Origin of the sequence: Pseudomonas sp. P4795, from assembly GCF_048822895.1 — a bacterium.
GTDB lineage: Bacteria > Pseudomonadota > Gammaproteobacteria > Pseudomonadales > Pseudomonadaceae > Aquipseudomonas.
Genome location: NZ_JBMFBT010000007.1, coordinates 150916 through 168690, shown reverse-complemented (window position 1 = coordinate 168690; position 17775 = coordinate 150916). Strand labels below are relative to the sequence as shown.

Annotated in this window: 15 protein-coding genes; 6 read left to right on the top strand and 9 right to left on the bottom strand. The window is 59.3% G+C overall.

What is annotated here, in order from left to right:
* The first annotated feature begins 2 nt into the window (after positions 1-2).
* Genes ACOI8A_RS20985 through ACOI8A_RS20960 form a run of 6 tightly spaced genes read left to right on the top strand, consistent with a single transcriptional unit; the run spans position 3 to position 7105 of the window.
* Complete coding sequence (locus ACOI8A_RS20985) at positions 3-1445, top strand: mannose-1-phosphate guanylyltransferase/mannose-6-phosphate isomerase (protein ID WP_420649373.1); 1443 nt, start codon at positions 3-5, stop codon at positions 1443-1445.
* Positions 1446-2243: an ABC transporter permease gene (locus tag ACOI8A_RS20980; protein ID WP_420649374.1), complete on the top strand. Its 798-nt coding sequence runs from the start codon at positions 1446-1448 to the stop codon at positions 2241-2243. It begins immediately after the preceding gene.
* Positions 2243-3496 carry an ABC transporter ATP-binding protein gene (locus ACOI8A_RS20975; RefSeq protein WP_420649375.1) on the top strand — a complete coding sequence of 418 codons (1254 nt, stop codon included), beginning with the start codon at positions 2243-2245 and terminating at the stop codon, positions 3494-3496. The genes ACOI8A_RS20980 and ACOI8A_RS20975 overlap by 1 nt, the downstream gene beginning before the upstream one ends.
* Positions 3493-4860, top strand: a complete 1368-nt coding sequence (locus ACOI8A_RS20970) for a glycosyltransferase family 4 protein (protein ID WP_420649376.1) — start codon at positions 3493-3495, stop codon at positions 4858-4860. Before ACOI8A_RS20975 ends, ACOI8A_RS20970 begins: the two co-directional genes overlap by 4 nt.
* The gene (locus tag ACOI8A_RS20965; RefSeq protein WP_420649377.1) at positions 4844-5974 is read left to right on the top strand and encodes a glycosyltransferase family 4 protein; all 1131 of its coding nucleotides are present in this window, start codon (positions 4844-4846) and stop codon (positions 5972-5974) included. The genes ACOI8A_RS20970 and ACOI8A_RS20965 overlap by 17 nt, the downstream gene beginning before the upstream one ends.
* Complete coding sequence (locus ACOI8A_RS20960) at positions 5975-7105, top strand: glycosyltransferase family 4 protein (protein ID WP_420649378.1); 1131 nt, start codon at positions 5975-5977, stop codon at positions 7103-7105.
* A gap of 4 nt (positions 7106-7109) precedes the next feature.
* Here the strand turns inward: ACOI8A_RS20960 and ACOI8A_RS20955 are convergent, their stop codons facing one another.
* From ACOI8A_RS20955 to asnB, 9 genes are all read right to left on the bottom strand, one after another.
* Positions 7110-9140: a pyridoxamine 5'-phosphate oxidase family protein gene (locus ACOI8A_RS20955; protein ID WP_420649379.1), complete on the bottom strand. Its 2031-nt coding sequence runs from the start codon at positions 9138-9140 to the stop codon at positions 7110-7112.
* A gap of 45 nt (positions 9141-9185) precedes the next feature.
* Positions 9186-9812 carry a glutathione S-transferase family protein gene (locus tag ACOI8A_RS20950; protein ID WP_420649380.1) on the bottom strand — a complete coding sequence of 209 codons (627 nt, stop codon included), beginning with the start codon at positions 9810-9812 and terminating at the stop codon, positions 9186-9188.
* A gap of 103 nt (positions 9813-9915) precedes the next feature.
* Positions 9916-10842 (bottom strand): LysR family transcriptional regulator, encoded by a 927-nt coding sequence (locus ACOI8A_RS20945; protein ID WP_420649381.1) that lies wholly within the window; start codon positions 10840-10842, stop codon positions 9916-9918.
* Positions 10843-10857: 15 nt separating this feature from the next.
* Positions 10858-11277, bottom strand: a complete 420-nt coding sequence (locus tag ACOI8A_RS20940) for a hypothetical protein (protein ID WP_420649382.1) — start codon at positions 11275-11277, stop codon at positions 10858-10860.
* The gene (locus ACOI8A_RS20935; protein WP_420651327.1) at positions 11274-12182 is read right to left on the bottom strand and encodes a hypothetical protein; all 909 of its coding nucleotides are present in this window, start codon (positions 12180-12182) and stop codon (positions 11274-11276) included. The genes ACOI8A_RS20940 and ACOI8A_RS20935 overlap by 4 nt, the downstream gene beginning before the upstream one ends.
* A gap of 82 nt (positions 12183-12264) precedes the next feature.
* A complete protein-coding gene (locus ACOI8A_RS20930) occupies positions 12265-13449 on the bottom strand; it encodes an amidohydrolase family protein (RefSeq protein WP_420649384.1) in 1185 nt (394 codons plus the stop codon).
* A gap of 18 nt (positions 13450-13467) precedes the next feature.
* Positions 13468-14487, bottom strand: a complete 1020-nt coding sequence (locus ACOI8A_RS20925) for a TauD/TfdA family dioxygenase (RefSeq protein ID WP_420649385.1) — start codon at positions 14485-14487, stop codon at positions 13468-13470.
* Between the two features lie 157 nt (positions 14488-14644).
* Positions 14645-15847 (bottom strand): MFS transporter, encoded by a 1203-nt coding sequence (locus tag ACOI8A_RS20920; protein WP_420649398.1) that lies wholly within the window; start codon positions 15845-15847, stop codon positions 14645-14647.
* Between the two features lie 56 nt (positions 15848-15903).
* Positions 15904-17754 (bottom strand): asparagine synthase (glutamine-hydrolyzing), encoded by a 1851-nt coding sequence (gene asnB / locus ACOI8A_RS20915; RefSeq protein ID WP_420649386.1) that lies wholly within the window; start codon positions 17752-17754, stop codon positions 15904-15906.
* Positions 17755-17775 lie beyond the last annotated feature (21 nt).

Genomic DNA, 17775 nt, shown 5'->3' with positions numbered 1-17775 from the left:
CCATGCTCATCCCCGTGATTCTGTCCGGCGGTGCCGGGACTCGTTTGTGGCCGGTGTCCCGCGAGGGCCATCCGAAACCGTTCATGACCCTGCCCGACGGCCAGTCGCTGCTGGGCAAGACCTACCGGCGTGCGGCCGCGCTGCTCGACGGTTGGGGCGACATCGTCACGGTGACCAATCGCGAGTACTACTTCCAGAGCAAGGATCACTATCAGGCCGCGCGCCTGTCGCGCCATCGCGGGCACTTTGTGCTGGAGCCGGCCGGGCGCAATACCGCACCGGCCATCGCCGCTGCTGCCCTGTCGCTGCAAGCGTTGCATGGCGATGAAGCGATCATGGTGGTGATGCCCGCCGACCATTTGATCGTCAACGAAGAGGCACTGAAAAGCGCAGTCGAGCACGCCGTGCAATTGGCCAAGGACGGTTATCTGGTGACCTTCGGCGTAGTGCCGAACGCCCCGGAAACCGGCTTCGGCTACATCGAAACCGGCGCGCCACTGGATGCTCGCGGCGCCGCCAAAGTGCAGCGCTTTGTGGAAAAACCCGATCTGCAAACCGCCACTCATTATCTGGAAAGCGGCAACTTCCTGTGGAACTCGGGGATGTTCTGCTTCACCACCGCAGCCGTGATCGCCGAGTTGCAAAAACACGCCCCCGAGTTGCTGGAACAGACCCGCGCCTGCATGGCCGTCAGCGATCCCGTGGAAACCGGCGGCTGCCTGCAACAGGAACTGTCAGCCGAACTGTTCGCCGCGATCACTGACATTTCCATCGACTACGCGCTGATGGAACGCTCGGAAAAAGTCGTCGTGGTGCCCGCCGGTTTCGACTGGAGCGACATCGGCTCCTGGGGCGCAGTCGCGGCGCTGGTACCGGCCGATGCCGACAACAACCGCACCAGTGGCGAAGCGATTTTCATCGACAGCCACAACAACTTCGTACAGAGCGAAGGCCGTCTGGTAGCCGCCGTGGGCGTGGATAACCTGATCGTCATCGACACGGCCGACGCCGTGCTGGTGGCCCATGCCGACCGCGCGCAGGACGTGCGGCGCGTGGCCAAGCAGCTCAAGGACAAATCCCACGAAGCCTATCGCCTGCACCGTACGGTCAGCCGTCCGTGGGGCACTTACACCGTGCTCGAGGAAGGCCCGCGCTTCAAGATCAAGCGCATCGTGGTCAAGCCAGGTGGCAAGTTGTCGTTGCAGATGCACCATCATCGCAACGAGCACTGGGTGGTGGTCGAAGGCATGGCCAAAGTCACCAACAATGGCAGCGGCACCACGCTGGTAGCCAAGAACGAATCGACGTTTATCGCCGCCGGACACAAGCACCGCCTGGAAAACCCCGGCGTGATCGATCTGGTGATCATCGAAGTGCAAAGCGGCGAATACCTGGGCGAAGACGACATCGTGCGCTTCGAAGATCAGTACGGCAGGACGGTTTGAATGCTGCTTTCCCTGTATCGCTCGCTGCGCAGTTATCGTGGATTCATCCTCGGCAGCGTCCAGCGAGAGTTTCAAGCGCGGTATCGCAATTCGCTGTTCGGCGCGCTGTGGACGGTACTCAATCCGCTGTCGATGATCATCGTCTACACGGTGATTTTTTCGCACATCATGCGCGCGCGATTGCCCGGTGTGGACGACGGCATGGCCTACAGCGTGTACCTGTGCGCCGGTCTGCTGACCTGGGGTCTGTTCTCGGAAATCACCCTGCGCAGCCAGAACATGTTTCTGGAAAACGCCAACCTGCTGAAGAAGATCAGCTTCCCGCGCATCTGCTTGCCGGTGATCGTGCTGATGAATGCCGGGATCAACTTCGCGATCATCATCGGTCTGTTTCTCGGTTTCCTGCTGGTAACCGGACGCTGGCCGGGCATGGCGCTGTTCGCCCTGCTGCCGCTGTTGGCACTGCAAGTGCTGTTCTGTGCCGGGCTGGGGATGATTCTTGGCGTATTGAACGTATTTTTTCGCGATGTCGGGCAATTGTTCGCCATCTGCCTGCAATTCTGGTTCTGGCTGACGCCGATCGTTTACCCGATCACGATTCTGCCGGAATGGGTACAGCGTCTGCTGCAACTCAACCCGCTGACCAACCTCATCGGTAGTTATCAGAACCTGTTTCTCTACGGCCAATGGCCGGTGTGGAGTTCGCTGCTGCCGATTTTCGTCATAGGCCTGCTGTTCTGCGTAATCGGTCTGCGCCTGTTCCGCCGCCGGGTCGGCGAAATGGTGGATGAACTCTGATGGGACACATACGCGTCACCGGTCTGGGCAAGGCCTACAAGCAATACCCCACGCGCTGGAGCCGACTGGCGGAATGGCTGATCCCGTTTTCGCCGCTGCGTCACCGTCAACACTGGGTTTTGCAGGATGTGAATTTCGAGATCGCGCCCGGTGAAGCGGTGGGCATTGTCGGCGTCAACGGCGCTGGCAAAAGCACCCTGCTGAAGATGATCACCGGCACCACTCAACCGACCTGCGGGCATATTCAACTTGAAGGCCGAGTCGCCGCGCTGCTGGAGCTGGGCATGGGTTTTCACCCTGATTTCACCGGCCGGCAGAACGCCATAATGGCCGGGCAACTGCTCGGTATGCAGGTCGAAGAAATCGAAACGCTGATGCCGGACATCGAACGTTTCGCCGAAATCGGCGAAGCCATCGATCACCCGGTGCGCACCTATTCCAGCGGCATGCAGATGCGCCTGGCGTTCAGCGTCGCCACCGCGCGGCGTCCGGACATTCTGATCGTCGACGAAGCGCTGTCAGTCGGCGATGCGTACTTTCAGCATAAAAGCTTCGACCGCATTCGCAGCTTCCGCAAGGCCGGCACCACGCTGTTGATTGTGTCCCATGACCGCTCGGCGATTCAGTCGATCTGCGACTCGGCGATCCTCCTCGAGGGCGGGCGCATGGCCATGCACGACAAGCCGGAAGCGGTCATGGATTACTACAACGCCCTGCTCGCCGAACGCGAAGGCCAGACCGTGCGCCAGGAAACCCTCGCCGGCGGCCAGGTGCAAACCGTGTCCGGCACCGGTGAGGCCGGGATCCTCAGCGTGCGCCTGCTCGACGAACGCGAGCGCTCGGTCGACGCGGCTGAAGTCGGCCAAGCGGTGGTGCTCGAGGTGCAGGTCGAGATCCGTCAGGACATTGAACGGCTGGTGCTCGGTTTCATGATCAAGGACCGCCTCGGTCAGGCCATGTACGGCATCAACACCCACCGGCAAAATCAGGCGCTGGACGATTTGCATTCAGGTGAGCGCATTACCTACCGTTTTGCCTTCGTCATGGGCCTGGGCAAGGGCAACTATTCGGTGGCGTTGAGCCTGTCGCGGCTGGATTCGCACCTGGATCGCAATTTCGAATGGCGTGACTACGGGCTGGTGTTCCACGTGATCAACAACCGTCAGGAGGACTTCGTCGGCTGCTCGTGGCTGGGGGCAAAAACCTCGATCACTCGCAGCGCCGAAGCCGTGCTCACGGAGCGCGCGCCATGACTCGCCTGCTGGTCGAATGCACGCATGTGTTCAAACACCCGAAAATCAATTCGGGGATTCAGCGCGTGGTGCGCAACGTCATCCAACAACTGCCGCCGAGCGCGCGGGGCGTCGAGTGCCTGCCGGTAGTGGTGCTCAAGGGCAAGCTGTACCGCGTGACGCGCCTCGCGCCGCTGGACTCACCGATTTTCAACACGATTGTGACCTTCGGCGAACGCTTCGAACGCCTGGCGCATCGCTTCTGGCAGTTCCATCAGCGTCTCGACAGCCGCTGGCGCAGCAAAACGCTGCGGCGTCTGTTGTACGTCGGTTACCGGCTGGCTTCGTTCGGCCTGTTCGGCATCCCGTTGCGTCTGATCGAGCAGATCAACCGCTATCAATTGCCCCAGCGCTGTGAGCCGCTGCAACACCAGCCGGGAGATCAGTTGGTGCTGCTGGATTCGTCCTGGCACTCGGATTTTTTCCTGCATGCCGAACGCCTCAAGCATGACGGCGTGGGCATTGTGGCGGTGATCTACGACCTGATTCCCTTATCGCATCCGCAGTTTTACGACACGCGGCTGGTCGAGGTGTACGGCGAATGGTTCGACTGGATCAGCCGCAACGCCGACGGCTACATGGCAATTTCTGCAACCGTCCGCGATCAGGTGCAGGCAGAACTGCAGCAGCGGCTCGGCACAGCCGAAGTGGAAAAACGCTGGTTTGATTTCTTTCACCTCGGATCGGAACTGGATCTGCGCAGCGCCGACGCCGCTGTCGAGCCGCGTTTGAAGCAGATGTTCACCCGCCCCGAGCCGGTGTTCCTGATGGTCAGCACCATCGAGCCGCGCAAGAACCACGACTACCTGCTGGACGCCTTCGAACGCGCCTGGGCTTGCGGCTCGCAAGCGCGGCTGTGCATCGCCGGACGTATCGGCTGGAAATGCGACGCCCTGCTCGCCCGGATACGCAACCATCCCGAGCTGAACCGGCGCCTGTTCATGTTCAACGATCTGAGCGACACCAGCCTTGAACACGCCTACGCCCACGCCAGCGCACTGGTGTTTCCGTCGTTCGTCGAAGGCTTCGGCCTGCCGCTGGTGGAAGCCATGCAACGCGGCTTGCCGGCGATGGGCAGTGACATTGCGGTGTTTCGCGAGATCGGCGGCGAATTCATGGCCTATTTCGATCTGCAGGACCCGCAAAGCCTTGCCGATCTGGTGACCGGGTTTGAGCGCAGCGGCGAGTTTCCCGCCGCGCGCAATGTGGCCGATTGGCAATGGATCGGCTGGCGCGAGGCGAGTCTGCAACTGGCGGAGCGCACCGCGCGCAATGTGCTTGAGGCGCCGACGGCGCAAGCGAGGGCCTATGCGCATTGCCCTTAACGCACGCATTCTGCAAGCACCGCGCACCGGCATTGGCCAGTACGTCGCCGAACTGGTCAACGCCCTGCGCAGCGAGAATGATGTCGAGGTGGCGCTGTTCCACGGCTGGGGCTGGAGCTCGCAACTGCCCGACGCGGCGATGCCCGGTTATTCGCGTCTGACGCCACTGCTGCGGCAGATCCCCGGCGCGTATCAGGCGCGCCGCTGGCTGGAGCAGAAACGCTTCGATCAGGGCCGCGCTCAAAACATCGATCTGTATCACGAACCGAGCCTGTGGCCGCTGGCCTTCGACGGTCCGACCGTGATCACCCTGCACGATCTGACCCATCTGCACTTCCCCGAGACCCAGCCGCCGGCGCGGCTCAAGGAAATCGAGCGACGGCTGGCCATTGGCGTGCAGCAGGCGCAAGTCATCCTCACTGACTCGCAAGCCATCGCCGACGAGGCGCAGGCGTATTTCGCCCTGCCCGCCGAGCGTTTCGTGGTGGCGCCGCTGGGCGTGGCCGAGCGTTTCCATCCACGCGAGCCGCACGCCATCGACGCCGTGCTCAAGGCGCATGCGGTCACCGCGCGCGAGTACTTTCTGTGCGTCGGCACGCTGGAACCGCGCAAGAATCTGAGCCTGGCCCTGCGCGCCCACGCCTTGCTGCCCGAAGCCGTGCGCCAGCGCTTCCCATTGTTGATCGTCGGCATGGCTGGCTGGCAGCGCGAGCAGTTCAGTGACGAGTTGCACCAGGCGCTGGCGTGCGGGCATGTGTGCCTGCTCGGTTATCTGCCAGATGAACAAGTCGCGCAGCTATTGGCCGGCGCCCGGGCACTGATTTTTCCTTCGCTGTATGAAGGCTTTGGCTTGCCGGTTCTGGAAGCCATGGCCAGCGGCACACCAGTGGTGGTCACCCGATCTTCGGCGATGCCGGAGGTCGCGGGCGCTGCCGGCAACTATATTGAAGCTGACGATGCAGCAGGCTTGCGCGACGCGATGAGCCAACTGATCGACGATCAAGCGCATTGGCAGGCATGCCGAGAAGCCGGATTGCAGCAGGCACGGCTTTTTTCCTGGACACATTGCGCGCAGGCCACGGCCAGCGCCTATCGCCAGGCCATGGGAGGTTGAATGCGAGTTCTTCATTTTTTCAAAACGTACCTGCCGGATTCGGTCGGCGGTATCGAACAAGTGATCTTCCAGCTCTGCGAAAGCGGCGCCGCGCACGGCATCGAAGGCCAGGTGCTGACCCTGAGCACCGATCCAGTGCCGCCAGTGGTCAAGCTCGGCCAGCACGAAGTGCACCGGGCCAAACTGGATATTCAGTTTGCCTCCACCGGGTTCTCCTGGAGTGTGTTCAAGCAATTTCGCGAATTGGCGGCCGAGGCCGACGTGGTCAATTACCATTTTCCGTGGCCGTTCATGGATCTGGTGCATTTCGCCAGCGGCGTGAATAAACCTACGGTCGTGACCTATCACTCGGACATCATTCGTCAGAAGCACCTGCTGAAACTCTACCGGCCACTGATGAACCGCTTTCTGTCCAGCGCCGACCGGATAGTCGCCGCGTCGCCAAACTACCTGCACACCAGCGATGTGTTGCAGCAGTTTCAGGACAAGACCCGAGTTATCCCTTACGGATTGAACAAGGCAGGTTATCCACAGCCCGACACCGAACTGATGAATCACTGGCGGCAGAAGCTTGGGGATAAGTTTTTTCTGTTCGTTGGAGTGATGCGTTACTACAAGGGTTTGCACATCCTGCTGGATGCGCTGAAGGACGTGGATTACCCGGTGGTGATCGTCGGCGCCGGTCCGCTGGAGCAGGAACTGCATGCGCAAGCCGCTGCGCTGGGGCTGCGCAATATCCACTTCCTCGGGCGCCTGGGCGATGAGGACAAGGTCGCATTGCTGCAACTGAGCTATGCCATCGTGTTTCCGTCGCATCTGCGCTCGGAGGCGTTCGGCATTTCCCTGCTGGAAGGTGCGATGTACGGCAAGCCGATGATCTCCAGCGAGATCGGCACCGGCACCAGCTATATCAACATCCACAACGAGACAGGCCTGGTGGTGCCGCCGAGTAATCCACAGGCCTTCCGCGAGGCGATGCGCACCTTGTGGGAAAACCCGACCCGCGCCGCCGAAATGGGCGTCAAGGCTGAGGCCCGTTACCGCCAGTTATTCACAGCCGACGAAATGGGCCGCAAGTGGACCGAGCTGTATCAGGAGTTGCTGGCGGAAAAATCCCTGTCGTACGCCTGAACCCTCACAGATCCAGCACCAACGGCTGCGCACTCTGTGCCGGCACCGCACAACAAATCAGCACTTGTCCCTCCTCCGGCACTTCCGCCGGGGGCTGTGGATAATTCACCGCGCCGCTGATCAGCCGCGTCCTGCAGGTGCCGCACGACCCGCCGCGACAGCTGAACTCAGGGCGCAGGCCACGGCTTTCCGCCAGCTCCAGCAGGCTGCCGCCATCCGGTTGCCAGCGCGCCTCTTTCGCCGAGCGTTCGAACACCACGGGCACCGAGGTAATGGCGGCCGGCAATTGTTCGATGACGATAGCGTCCGGATCAGCCTGACGCTTGAGCGTCGAGGGACCGAAGGTTTCGGCGTGGATCTGCGCATCGCGCACATCCATCTCACGCAGGGTGTCGTACAAACCCTGAGTAAAAGCGCCTGGGCCGCACAGCACAAAATCGACCTGATCGAAATCTTCGACCGTAAGCAGGTTACGCAGCAGTGCACCGTCGATTCGCCCGCGCAAATCGTAATCTTCGCCCTCGATCAAATCGCTCTCTGGCTGACTGAGCAAGCGCAGCACGCGCACAGCATCGCCTGCGTCTTCAAGCAATCGATCAAGCTCCGCCGCGAACGGCTGATCGGCCAGGGTGCGCGAACTCTGGATGAACCATGTCGGACGAATGCCCCGCGTGCGCAGTCCCTGATACACCACCTCGCGCAGCATCGACAGCAGCGGCGTGATTCCCACCCCTGCCGCCAGCAACACCAATGGCCGATGTTCCAGCGGCGCCACGGTGAAATGCCCCTTCGGCGCGCGCGCCTCCAGCACATCACCGACGCGAATTCGTTCATGCAGGTGCCTGGAAATCAAACCGTCACGCTTGACGCTGATGCGGAAGAAATCGTCCGACGGCGCACTCGACAGACTGTAAGTGCGAATCTGCGATTCACCATTGAGGCTGAAACGCAGCGGCAGATGCTGACCGGCCATAAACACCGGCAGACCGGCGCCGTCATCCGGCTCAAAGTAGATCGAGCGAATGTTCTGACTTTCCGCCTGGATGCGCGTGACACGCAGGGGCCGCCAGCGATCGCCCAGTGCCTGCGCCTGCAAACGTGCCTCGGCCTGCGCCCAGTTGCCGGTCAACAGACTGGTCGGCGACATGCCGTCGAAGCGCCAGCGCAACGCCAACGCTGCCGGGCGTCGCACCAGTTTTTCCACTTCGAATGTCCACAAACGCTCGGCGCCCTGAAAGGCTTCGATCTGCGGCCCCTCAAGAACGATTTCAGTGCGCCCGCTGAGTTGCAGCACATCGCCTGTGGAAAAGTCGATGAACAGCAACCCGGCCCGGGGATTGAGCAGCAGGTTGCCGAGGGTGTTGAAGTGCAGGTTGCCGGCGAAGTCCGGGATGGTCAGGCGATTGCCTCCGACGCGGACGAAACCGGACTGCCCACCGCGATGGGAAACATCTACTGCGCGCTGTCCATCGACATCGACGTAACTGGCGACGAAGAAGGTGTCGGCGCTTTCGATCATGGCGACAGCTGCATCGTCCAGTGCCTCCAGGTGCTGAGCAGGTCGCGTTGCCGGATCGCTTAGCGGGACGCGCTGAAACTGACGCAATTGAATGTATTGCGGGCAGTTGCCGAAGGCTTGATCGACTGTCAGATCGAAACCTGTCGCGCGCAGATTGGCGACATGCCCGTTGAGCCGATTGCGCCGCCGGGTGTGCAGTTCGATTCCGAGCAAGCCGATTGCCGCTCCGTCCTGCAACTGTGCCGGGTCGTCGGCCGCAGGCTGGCTGGCGAACTGCAACACAGTGGGTTCAGGCGACCGGGCGAAACCCGGCACGCCTTCGAGCACGCTGGCCCAAGGGTAGCCATGCGCATCCACCGCGCCGTACAGCATGAACGGCAATTGCTGATAGAACTCACGGTGCTGATCCGGCATCCAGCTGCGAATCACCTTACGCCCGAACTGCTCCATTCTTTCGGCAACACCGACATGTGCCTGCAACTGCTGTTCGCCAGCGTGCCACGGTGAACGTTCCATCACGACCTCTCCCCCGCGCCATTGGCACAGTGTGGATTGCGAGTATCAAGCAGTGGTTTGCAGACCGGCGACGGTGCGCGGCATACCGACAAAACCGGGCAAGGCTTCGACGCGCGCCAGCCAGGCGCGGACGTTGGCGTAGTCGTCGAGCGACACATTGCCTTCCGGTGCATGAGCGATGTAACTGTAGGCCGAGACGTCGGCGATGGTGGGTTCGCTGCCGGCCAGAAATGGCGTCTTGCCGAGTTCGGCGTCCATCACCTTGAGGAAGTTATGCGCTCGGGTGATCACTTCTTCGGCGTTGAGTTTCGCCCCGAACACCGTGATCAGCCGCGCCGCTGCCGGGCCGAAAGCGATTGGGCCGGCCGCCGCAGACAACCAGCGCTGCACGTGCGCGGCACCCACTGGATCGCTGGGCAACCAACGGCCATTGCCATACTTCTGCGCCAGATACACCAGAATCGCGTTGGAATCGGCGAGTACCACGCCGTTGTCATCAATCGCCGGCACTTGGCCGAAGCTATTGATGGCCAGGTATTGCGGCTGCTTGTGCTCGCCCTTGGCCAGGTCGACGAAGATCAGTTCAGTCGGCAATTGCAGCAGCGACAACATCAGCTCGACACGGTGAGCATGGCCGGAACGCGGGAAGTTGTAGAGTTTGATCGGTTGCATGGTCGACTCCGCTGGTAGAGGTGCCGTTCTGGACTGACGTCACCGATGGCAGTCATCTTCTACCCAACGTCAAAACAACAGAATCACCAGCATTCGCAATCGATTATTTCAGTGAAGGAAATAATGCCGCGTTCTTCAGCGCCGGATGCTCACGCAGAGCCTGCACCGCATAGTCGACGAAACTACGCACCCGCGCGGGGGCCTTGCGCCCACCTTGATACACCACATGAATCGGCAGCGGCGGCAGTTCGAAATCGGCGAGAACAATTTCCAGTTCACCCGAAGCGACCTTGCTCGCGACTTGATAGGACAACACTCGGGTCAGCCCCAAGCCCAGACAAGCGGCACTGATTGCAGCCTGATTGGCGGTGACCACCAGGCGCGGTTCCGGGCGCACGCTGATCAGTTCTCCATGCTCAAGAAAAGGCCAGTTGCGCAAATGGCCTATCGCGGAGGTCGCCACCACCCGCGCGCTCGCCAGTGCCTGTGGATGAGTCGGCCGACCATTGGCCGCGAACCAGGCCGGCGAACCACAAATCACCCGCCGCACTTCACCCACGCGAATTGCATGCTGATTGCTGTCCGGCAACTCGCCGATGCGCACCGCCACATCGATGCCTTCCTCGACCATGCTGACGATCCGGTCGACCAGCACGGCGTTGATGCAAACGTCTGGATACTGCGTCAGATAACCGGCCATCACCGGTGTGACAAACAGCTCGCCGAACAATACCGGCGCCGTCACCGTCAATTGCCCACGCGGCTGGGTATGACTGCCTGCGGCGGAATCCTCCGCTTCCTGCACCTCGGCGAGAATTCTTCGACAATCCTCCAGATACCGCTGACCCGCTTCGCTCAGATGCACGCTGCGTGTAGTGCGGATCAGCAATTGCGTACCGATGCGCTGCTCCAGCGCTGCAACCGCGCGGGTAACGCTGGCGGCGGACAAACCCAGGCGGCGCGCAGCCGCAGAGAAGCCCTGCTCCTGGGCGACGGCGGCGAACACCTGCATTTCCTGGAAACGATCCATGGTGAACAACTCCGGTTAAACGAGGCTTTTGATCAGGGTCGGATCAAGGATGCGAATGCGCTCCTCCGCATGGTATGCACCTGCATCGGTGAATCTCAGAAACGCTCGAGAGCACTGTGTGCAGCTCCAGACGCTCGAGATGTTATAGGGAAAAAACTCGAAGCAGATCGGTGCATCTTCAGACCAGAAGTGCGTTGCGGCCGGGTGATATTCATCGAGGGTCGGCTCCGCTTCTTTATCGATGCTGACCTGGCCGACCCATTTCAGGAGTGTGCTCGCCGCCAGCGCGCCAGGCAGACTCTCCCAGCCACGCGACAGACCTCGAATACACGAGCAATGTTTCGACTCAAGCAAAGAGTGCATGGCTATCTGCTGAATTTTTTCGGGTGTAAGCATCATTTCATCGAGTTCCAGAAGATCATCGATCAGGCTCAACTCTGGGTTAAACCGGGCTTTTTAAACAGGCCTTCAATTCTGGGCAAAACAAACTGCAGTATTTTCGGCATGGTATGGATGGGTAACTGACTGCAGGCGAAATACAGGGCCATGGTCGGCGAAAGACTGACGCCCAGTGCAGACCATAACAATCCGACATTGCGGTTTCCGCCATTCAGCGCCATGGTGAATCTGGACACCAGCGACCCAGGGTACAAGCAGCCCATGAGCAGTTGCATGCAAACATTTACGCCGTAAGCGATGAGGATCATTGAGATCGCCAGCGACGGCGTTTGCAGAATAATGCTTTGCATGCCCGCCATCGTTCCAATTGCAAACAAGAACAGCGCAATGACCACAATACCGTCGATGGCCAGACCATGCGTGGCGACAAACGATTGCGAAAAGCGCCGGATCAATATGGCCGCACCTTCGGCCCCGCCAATCAATATGGCGAGTCTGATGGCAAGGTCGACCGGGTCGATGGAAAGGGAAAGGCCGTCGGCAAATACATGCAGGATCAGCGGCGCCGTTATCGGAATGATTGCCATCGAGCACAGCGCAGTGACCAGCGACATGGAAGGGTCAAGCCCGAGCATTCTCGCCACCGCTGCATTACCACTGGCCGGTGGAGCGGCAACCGCAATCGCGATGGCAAGCGACAGTTCCTGATTACCGCTGATATACAGCGACAGCATCCCGAAAAAATACGGACACGCCACCACCATCAGCGCTGGAAATATCAGTGATATTTTCAGGTTTTTTGCCGCTTTGATGACCTCCGCGTTATTGATACGCAGGAGCGTGCCGAGCACGAATATAAAGACCATGACCGGCAGTAACGGTCTGGCCAGGGCTGCAAGATCAGGAATGACCAAGCCAATCGCACACCCGGAGGCGAGCACCGTAGGTCCCCTCTTGGTTATTTCACCCAGAATTCTATGCATACAGTAGTACTCAGACTGCGTCCCGCTCGGGACGCATCCATTAAGAGTGGAGAGTTATCTCGGGTGAAACCGATGGTGGCGGGGAGTTTTTGGACTGTCTGACGACCAGGCGCCCATCAATCAAAATCGCGGTGATGCTCGGCAGGTCACCACTGCTGAAACTGCCCAGTACGCCAGGCTGTGCGCCACCCAGCGGGCCGCACGCAACCAACAAGTCCGCTTCCCTGCCGACACTCAGAATTCCACGATTGAGTTTTCTGACCTTTGCTGTATTGCCGGTCGCAAAGCACACAGCTTTTTCCGGAGGTACATCGCCAAAACTACTGAGCAAAGCGATGGCTCTGAGCATGCCGAGGGCGGGCACCCCACATCCGGCAGGAGAATCGGTACCGATCACAATGCGATCCAGCTGATTGAGTTCTCGCGCGTAGTTCAACGTGGTCACCGCCGCGAACTCATTACCGTTGTGCACGATTTCCAGCGCACCGAGGCAGCCTTCACACAGGCAGCGAATCTGGTTGGGCGCGAGTGCGGTGTAGCCGCCATTTATGTGGCCGATGATGTCCGGGGCAATTTCGAGGATCTCTTCTGCGCCCATTTTCTGTGAGGCAGAGATGGACGGGCCGCCCGTATGGGTGATGGAGGTCATGCCGTGTTTGCGCGCCATCTTGACCAACTCGGCTGCGCGACTCACGGATTTGACGGGACCGATGCCGACCTCACCCAACTGGCGAATGCCTTGAGTGGCCATTTCGGCGAAGTCCTGATCGGAAAACTCGTCATTGAGCAGCGGCGCACCGGCTTCCATCTTGATCCCGGAAGGACGCACATTGGCAAACGAGCGTTGCGCGGCTATGGCCATGGCCATCATGCCGACCCTATCAGTCGGCAGACCTGGAACGTGGACTTCGCCGGCGGAAATCATGGTGGTGACGCCGCCCTGCAATGAGTGCCAGATCCAGTTGTGATTGCCGGAGCGCGGGCTGTACTCACCGAGGGTCGGGTGGGTGTGATTGTCGATCAACCCTGGCATGACGGTGGTCTGTTTCGCGTCGATCAGCAGGTCTGCATTGGCAAAATCAACGTCCCTCGCCTGCCCGATGTAAGTAATGATGCCATCGACGCTGACAAGCGTATCCGCATCAATCAGTGGTCTTTCAAGATCACCCGTCAGGAACGTGCCAATGTTATGGATAATTGATGTGTAGCTGTTTGGAGCCAACATTTACATTACCTCTTGAATTCAGTGCGCGGTGGGGAAAAAGATGCGCGGGCCGTTCTTTTTAAAGGTCCGGAAATTCCACAAGTTATTAGTCAGAAATACCCGTTGAACCCAGCGCCAGGCTTGACCATTTGGGTCAAAGCCGGGAGTGAACCTGTCACGCGAGTGCAGGGTGAATCGATTATTGACGTAGACCAACTTGCCCGGCTGTATATCAACGCCGTGTGCAACCTGTTTCAGCGCGTGATAAAACTTTGCATAGGCATTCTTTGCTGCATCGTCGACAGGAATGACCATGTCCGGATAAAACGCCGCAGTTACCCGAGGCAGTTCGGTGGGCCCCGTCAATATCGGGTACAGAACGGTTTCACTGGATTGAATGCCAATGTTTCTCCAACGGTAGGGTTGGCGAATAATGAAATGCTTCCCGTATAACAGTTGTACTTCACTTTCGCTCAGCGACTTGAGTGCTTCCCTTGCGTCTGCAACCCAGGTTTTCGGTCCCGCAACGTAAGGATCTGCGCGAACGCCCAGTAGCATGAGCGCCAACGGCGATGTGTCGCCGCGTGAGTCGTAAGTCTGAAAAGCGTTTTCAGTGTGCAAGTCCAGTTCGACTTCCGACCCATTACCGGTGTACTCGGTGGCCGCCTCAAGGTGCGGTACCAGATCATTCACCAGTTTTGGTCCCTCGTGGCCAATGGAGTAAGGCTCGGCGACGAGACTGCCAAACGCCACCAATACATTTTCCGAGAGATAACCGTTTTTGAAACTCAGACTGTCTGCATCTCGCTGCGGACTTCCACTGGCCTGATCCACTGGCAGATTCTCGAATACGCAGAAAGACGCGTCGTCACTTTTAAGTGATTCAAGTTTTGCCAGTAAACGTTCCGGAAATACTCGATAAGCCGTTGTGCGGATCTTCTGGATGTAATTGCAATCGCCTGTAGGCTCGTAGCAAATATCCACCAGGGCGTCGCGAATTGCTTCTTTCTCAACATCAGTCAAACAAAAAACATGGGCAACGCCACATGACTCTTCCATGAATTCACCACCACGATATAACTTGTATAAGTAGTTATGGTTTCGGCTATTTATATGAATGCGCGCGCACCCATGCACAACGCCAGGTAATTCCAGACGGCACGCAATCAAAGTGCCGATCACTCGGCACTTTGATGCAACAGCAGACTATGGGTCGTTACTGTACGGAAACGCCTGCAGAGCAGTTGTCGGCGAGTACTTTCCTGTTGCGTAACTGCAGAATCTGCAAGAGGGTGGCGGCGACCGATACCGCGCCTGCGCTGATAGCCAATGTCCAGCCCGGCATTTGCAGGAGCAGGATGAATCCCCCGGCTGCGGCCCCCAATGCGCTGCCCAGATAGAGCGCCGATTCATTCAGAGCAACGGCAAGATTGCCGTCACCTTTATGGTCGCGTGCTGCAATCAGCTCATTATTCTGCGGCACTTGCAGCGCCCAGCCGACGGCCCCCCATATAGCAATCGGGATCATTGCCAGCCAAGGCGTTACCGCAGCGGCTGCCGGCAGCGCGAACAATGCGACGCTGAGAATGACCAGAATCAGAAACGTGAGCATCGGCCCCTTGATGCGGTCAGCCAGAGGGCCAACGAGGAAACTGCCGACGACACCGCCCAGTCCCCACACCCAGAGATACGGCGTTATATTTTGCACCGCGCCGTATTCAGGATCGGCCATCAGCGGAACCATAAAGGTGTACATGCCCAGACTGGCGACTGCCGCCAGAAGCGAAACCATCAGAATGGTCAGCACATTCCTGTCTGCCAGCAGGGCAAGCTTGCGACTCATCGGCATCACTGGACCTGCGGGAATCGCAGGCAGTTTGAAGATCAGACCCAACCACGAAATCAGCCCGAGGAAGGCCACCAGCCACAGTGCCATCTGCCAGCCAAATTGCTCGGCGAGCAGCAGGCTGACGGGTACCCCGAGGACTGTCCCGCTGGCCATGCCACCCATGATCACGGCGATGGCTTTGCCACGTTTTTCCGGTGCTGATACTGCCGCCGATGCAGCGATTCCGGTGGCGAGGTAAACACCTGCGCCGATGCCTGCCACCGCTCTGCAAACCAGCAGTGCTGCGAAGTTATCGACCAGGGCACTTGCCACGTTAGCGATAACGAACAGTGCCAAAGCGACCAGTAGGCCAAGCCGCTGTCGCTTGGCCGGCAGTATCGCAACGAACACAGGCGAGCCAATGCCATAAGCCAGGGTAAACGCGGTGACCAGTTGCGCAGCGACGGCAACTTGTACATCAAACGCATGCTCGATCATCGGGATCAGGCCAGCGGTTACATATGACGCCATCCCTAGCGCAAAGGCGCCAATGGCAATCAGGTACACGGGTGCCGGAATTGTCTTGGACATTACTTTCTCCTTTTTACGACGCGCGGGGGCGCTGCAACAGCCACCCCCGCGTTTCATCAGATCACCAGGTTCACGTCATACTCGGTGAGCCATGCATTGAGTCCCACCGCCAGCTCCATGCCCATGCGATCGTACATAGGAGAGTTGCTGCCCAGTTGGCGCGTAAGGGTGTCACTGACTTGCTGGCTGTCGAGCAGTGCGCGAACCGGCGCATTGGGATCAGCCATGATCGCGGCCAGATCCGCCCGCAGAACGGCCTCATAAGCAGGGTCTTGCGTGGACGGGTACGGACTCTTCACACGATCGGAAATCGAGGCCGGAAGCAGATCCCGGGTCGCTGCGCGTAAAACGCTCTTCTCGCGGCCGTCAAAAGCCTTGATCGCCCACGGGATGTTGAAGGCATATTCAACCAGTCGGTGATCGCAGAACGGCACTCGAACTTCGAGGCCGACAGCCATGCTCATGCGATCCTTGCGGTCGAGCAAGGTCTGCACGAAGCGTGTCAGGTTCACGTGGGTCATCTCGCGCATGCGCCGATCGGTTGCGCTTTCACCGGGCAATACCGGTACCTCGCCGAGCGCTTGTTGATACGAATCAGCCACGAATTCTTTCATCGACAGCTTTTCCATCAGCCCTTTGGCGAACAGTGGTTTGCCGTCGAAATATTTGCCGGTCACTGAAGTGAGCCAAGGGAATGTGTCCGCCTGGATGGCATCCGGGTCGTGGAACCAGCGGTAACCACCGAACACCTCGTCGGCAGACTCGCCGGAAAGTGCGACGGTGGAGTGCCGACGTACTTCCTCGAAGAGTCGATAAAGCGAAGGCCACATGTCGCCCCAGAACGCCGGCGGCAAGTCCAGTGCTCGAATGACTTTCGAACGAAGTTCCGGGTCCGCCATCTCTCGACTGTCGAGCAGGATTTCACCATGCGTTGAACGGATTTTCTGCACCAGATCCTTCACGAATGGCGCGTCCGGGGTGCCGCGCACTGCATCGCTGGTGAACCCGCCACCGTGATCCATGAAATCGAGCGAGAACGAGCGGATATTTTCGCGGCCGGCGGCCAACAGCTTTTTCGACGCCAGCGCGGTGATGATCGATGAGTCGAGGCCGCCCGAAAGCAGACTGCACAGCGGAACGTCCGCGACAATTTGCCGATCGACGATATCTTCGAGCAGATCCCGAGTGTGCTTGACGGTCTGTTCAAGGCTGTCGGTGTGCTCTTTCGCCTCGAGTTTCCAATAACAATGACGCGTGAGGCCGTTGCGGTTGATTGAGACAACCTCTCCGGGCAGGACTTCTCGCATCCCGTCAAAGATCGCTTGCCCGGGTGTCTTGACCATCTCGAAGATTTCACGGAGGCCGTCGGCACTGACATTGCGCGGCACCAGCGGATTGGCGAGCAGGGCCTTGGGCTCGGAGCCGAAAATGACGCCGTCCGCGGTTTCAAAGTAATAAAGCGGCTTGACCCCCATCCGGTCACGCACCAGATGCAGGGTCTGGGTGTGCATATCCCATATGGCGAAAGCGAACATGCCGTTGAGGTGCTCGGTAAATGCCACGCCCCATTCGATGTAGGCCCGAAGTACCACCTCAGTGTCGCTGCGCGTTTCGAATTGATGTCCTCTGCTGAGTAACTCGTTGCGCAACTCGCGGAAGTTATACACCTCGCCACTGTAAGTAATGCTCCCCGCAACGGTGCCCGCATTTCGCGCGAGCATAGGCTGCCGGCCACCTTCCAGGTCGATGATGGAAAGACGACGATGGCCCAAGCCAACGGGGCCATCGATCCATACACCACCGGCGTCCGGACCGCGGTTGGCCATGGTCATGGTCATGCGTTCAAGGGTAGGTTTTTGGTGAATCAGGTCTTGGCCAAAAGAAAGCCATCCAGCAATACCGCACATATAAAACTCCTTGTTTAATTC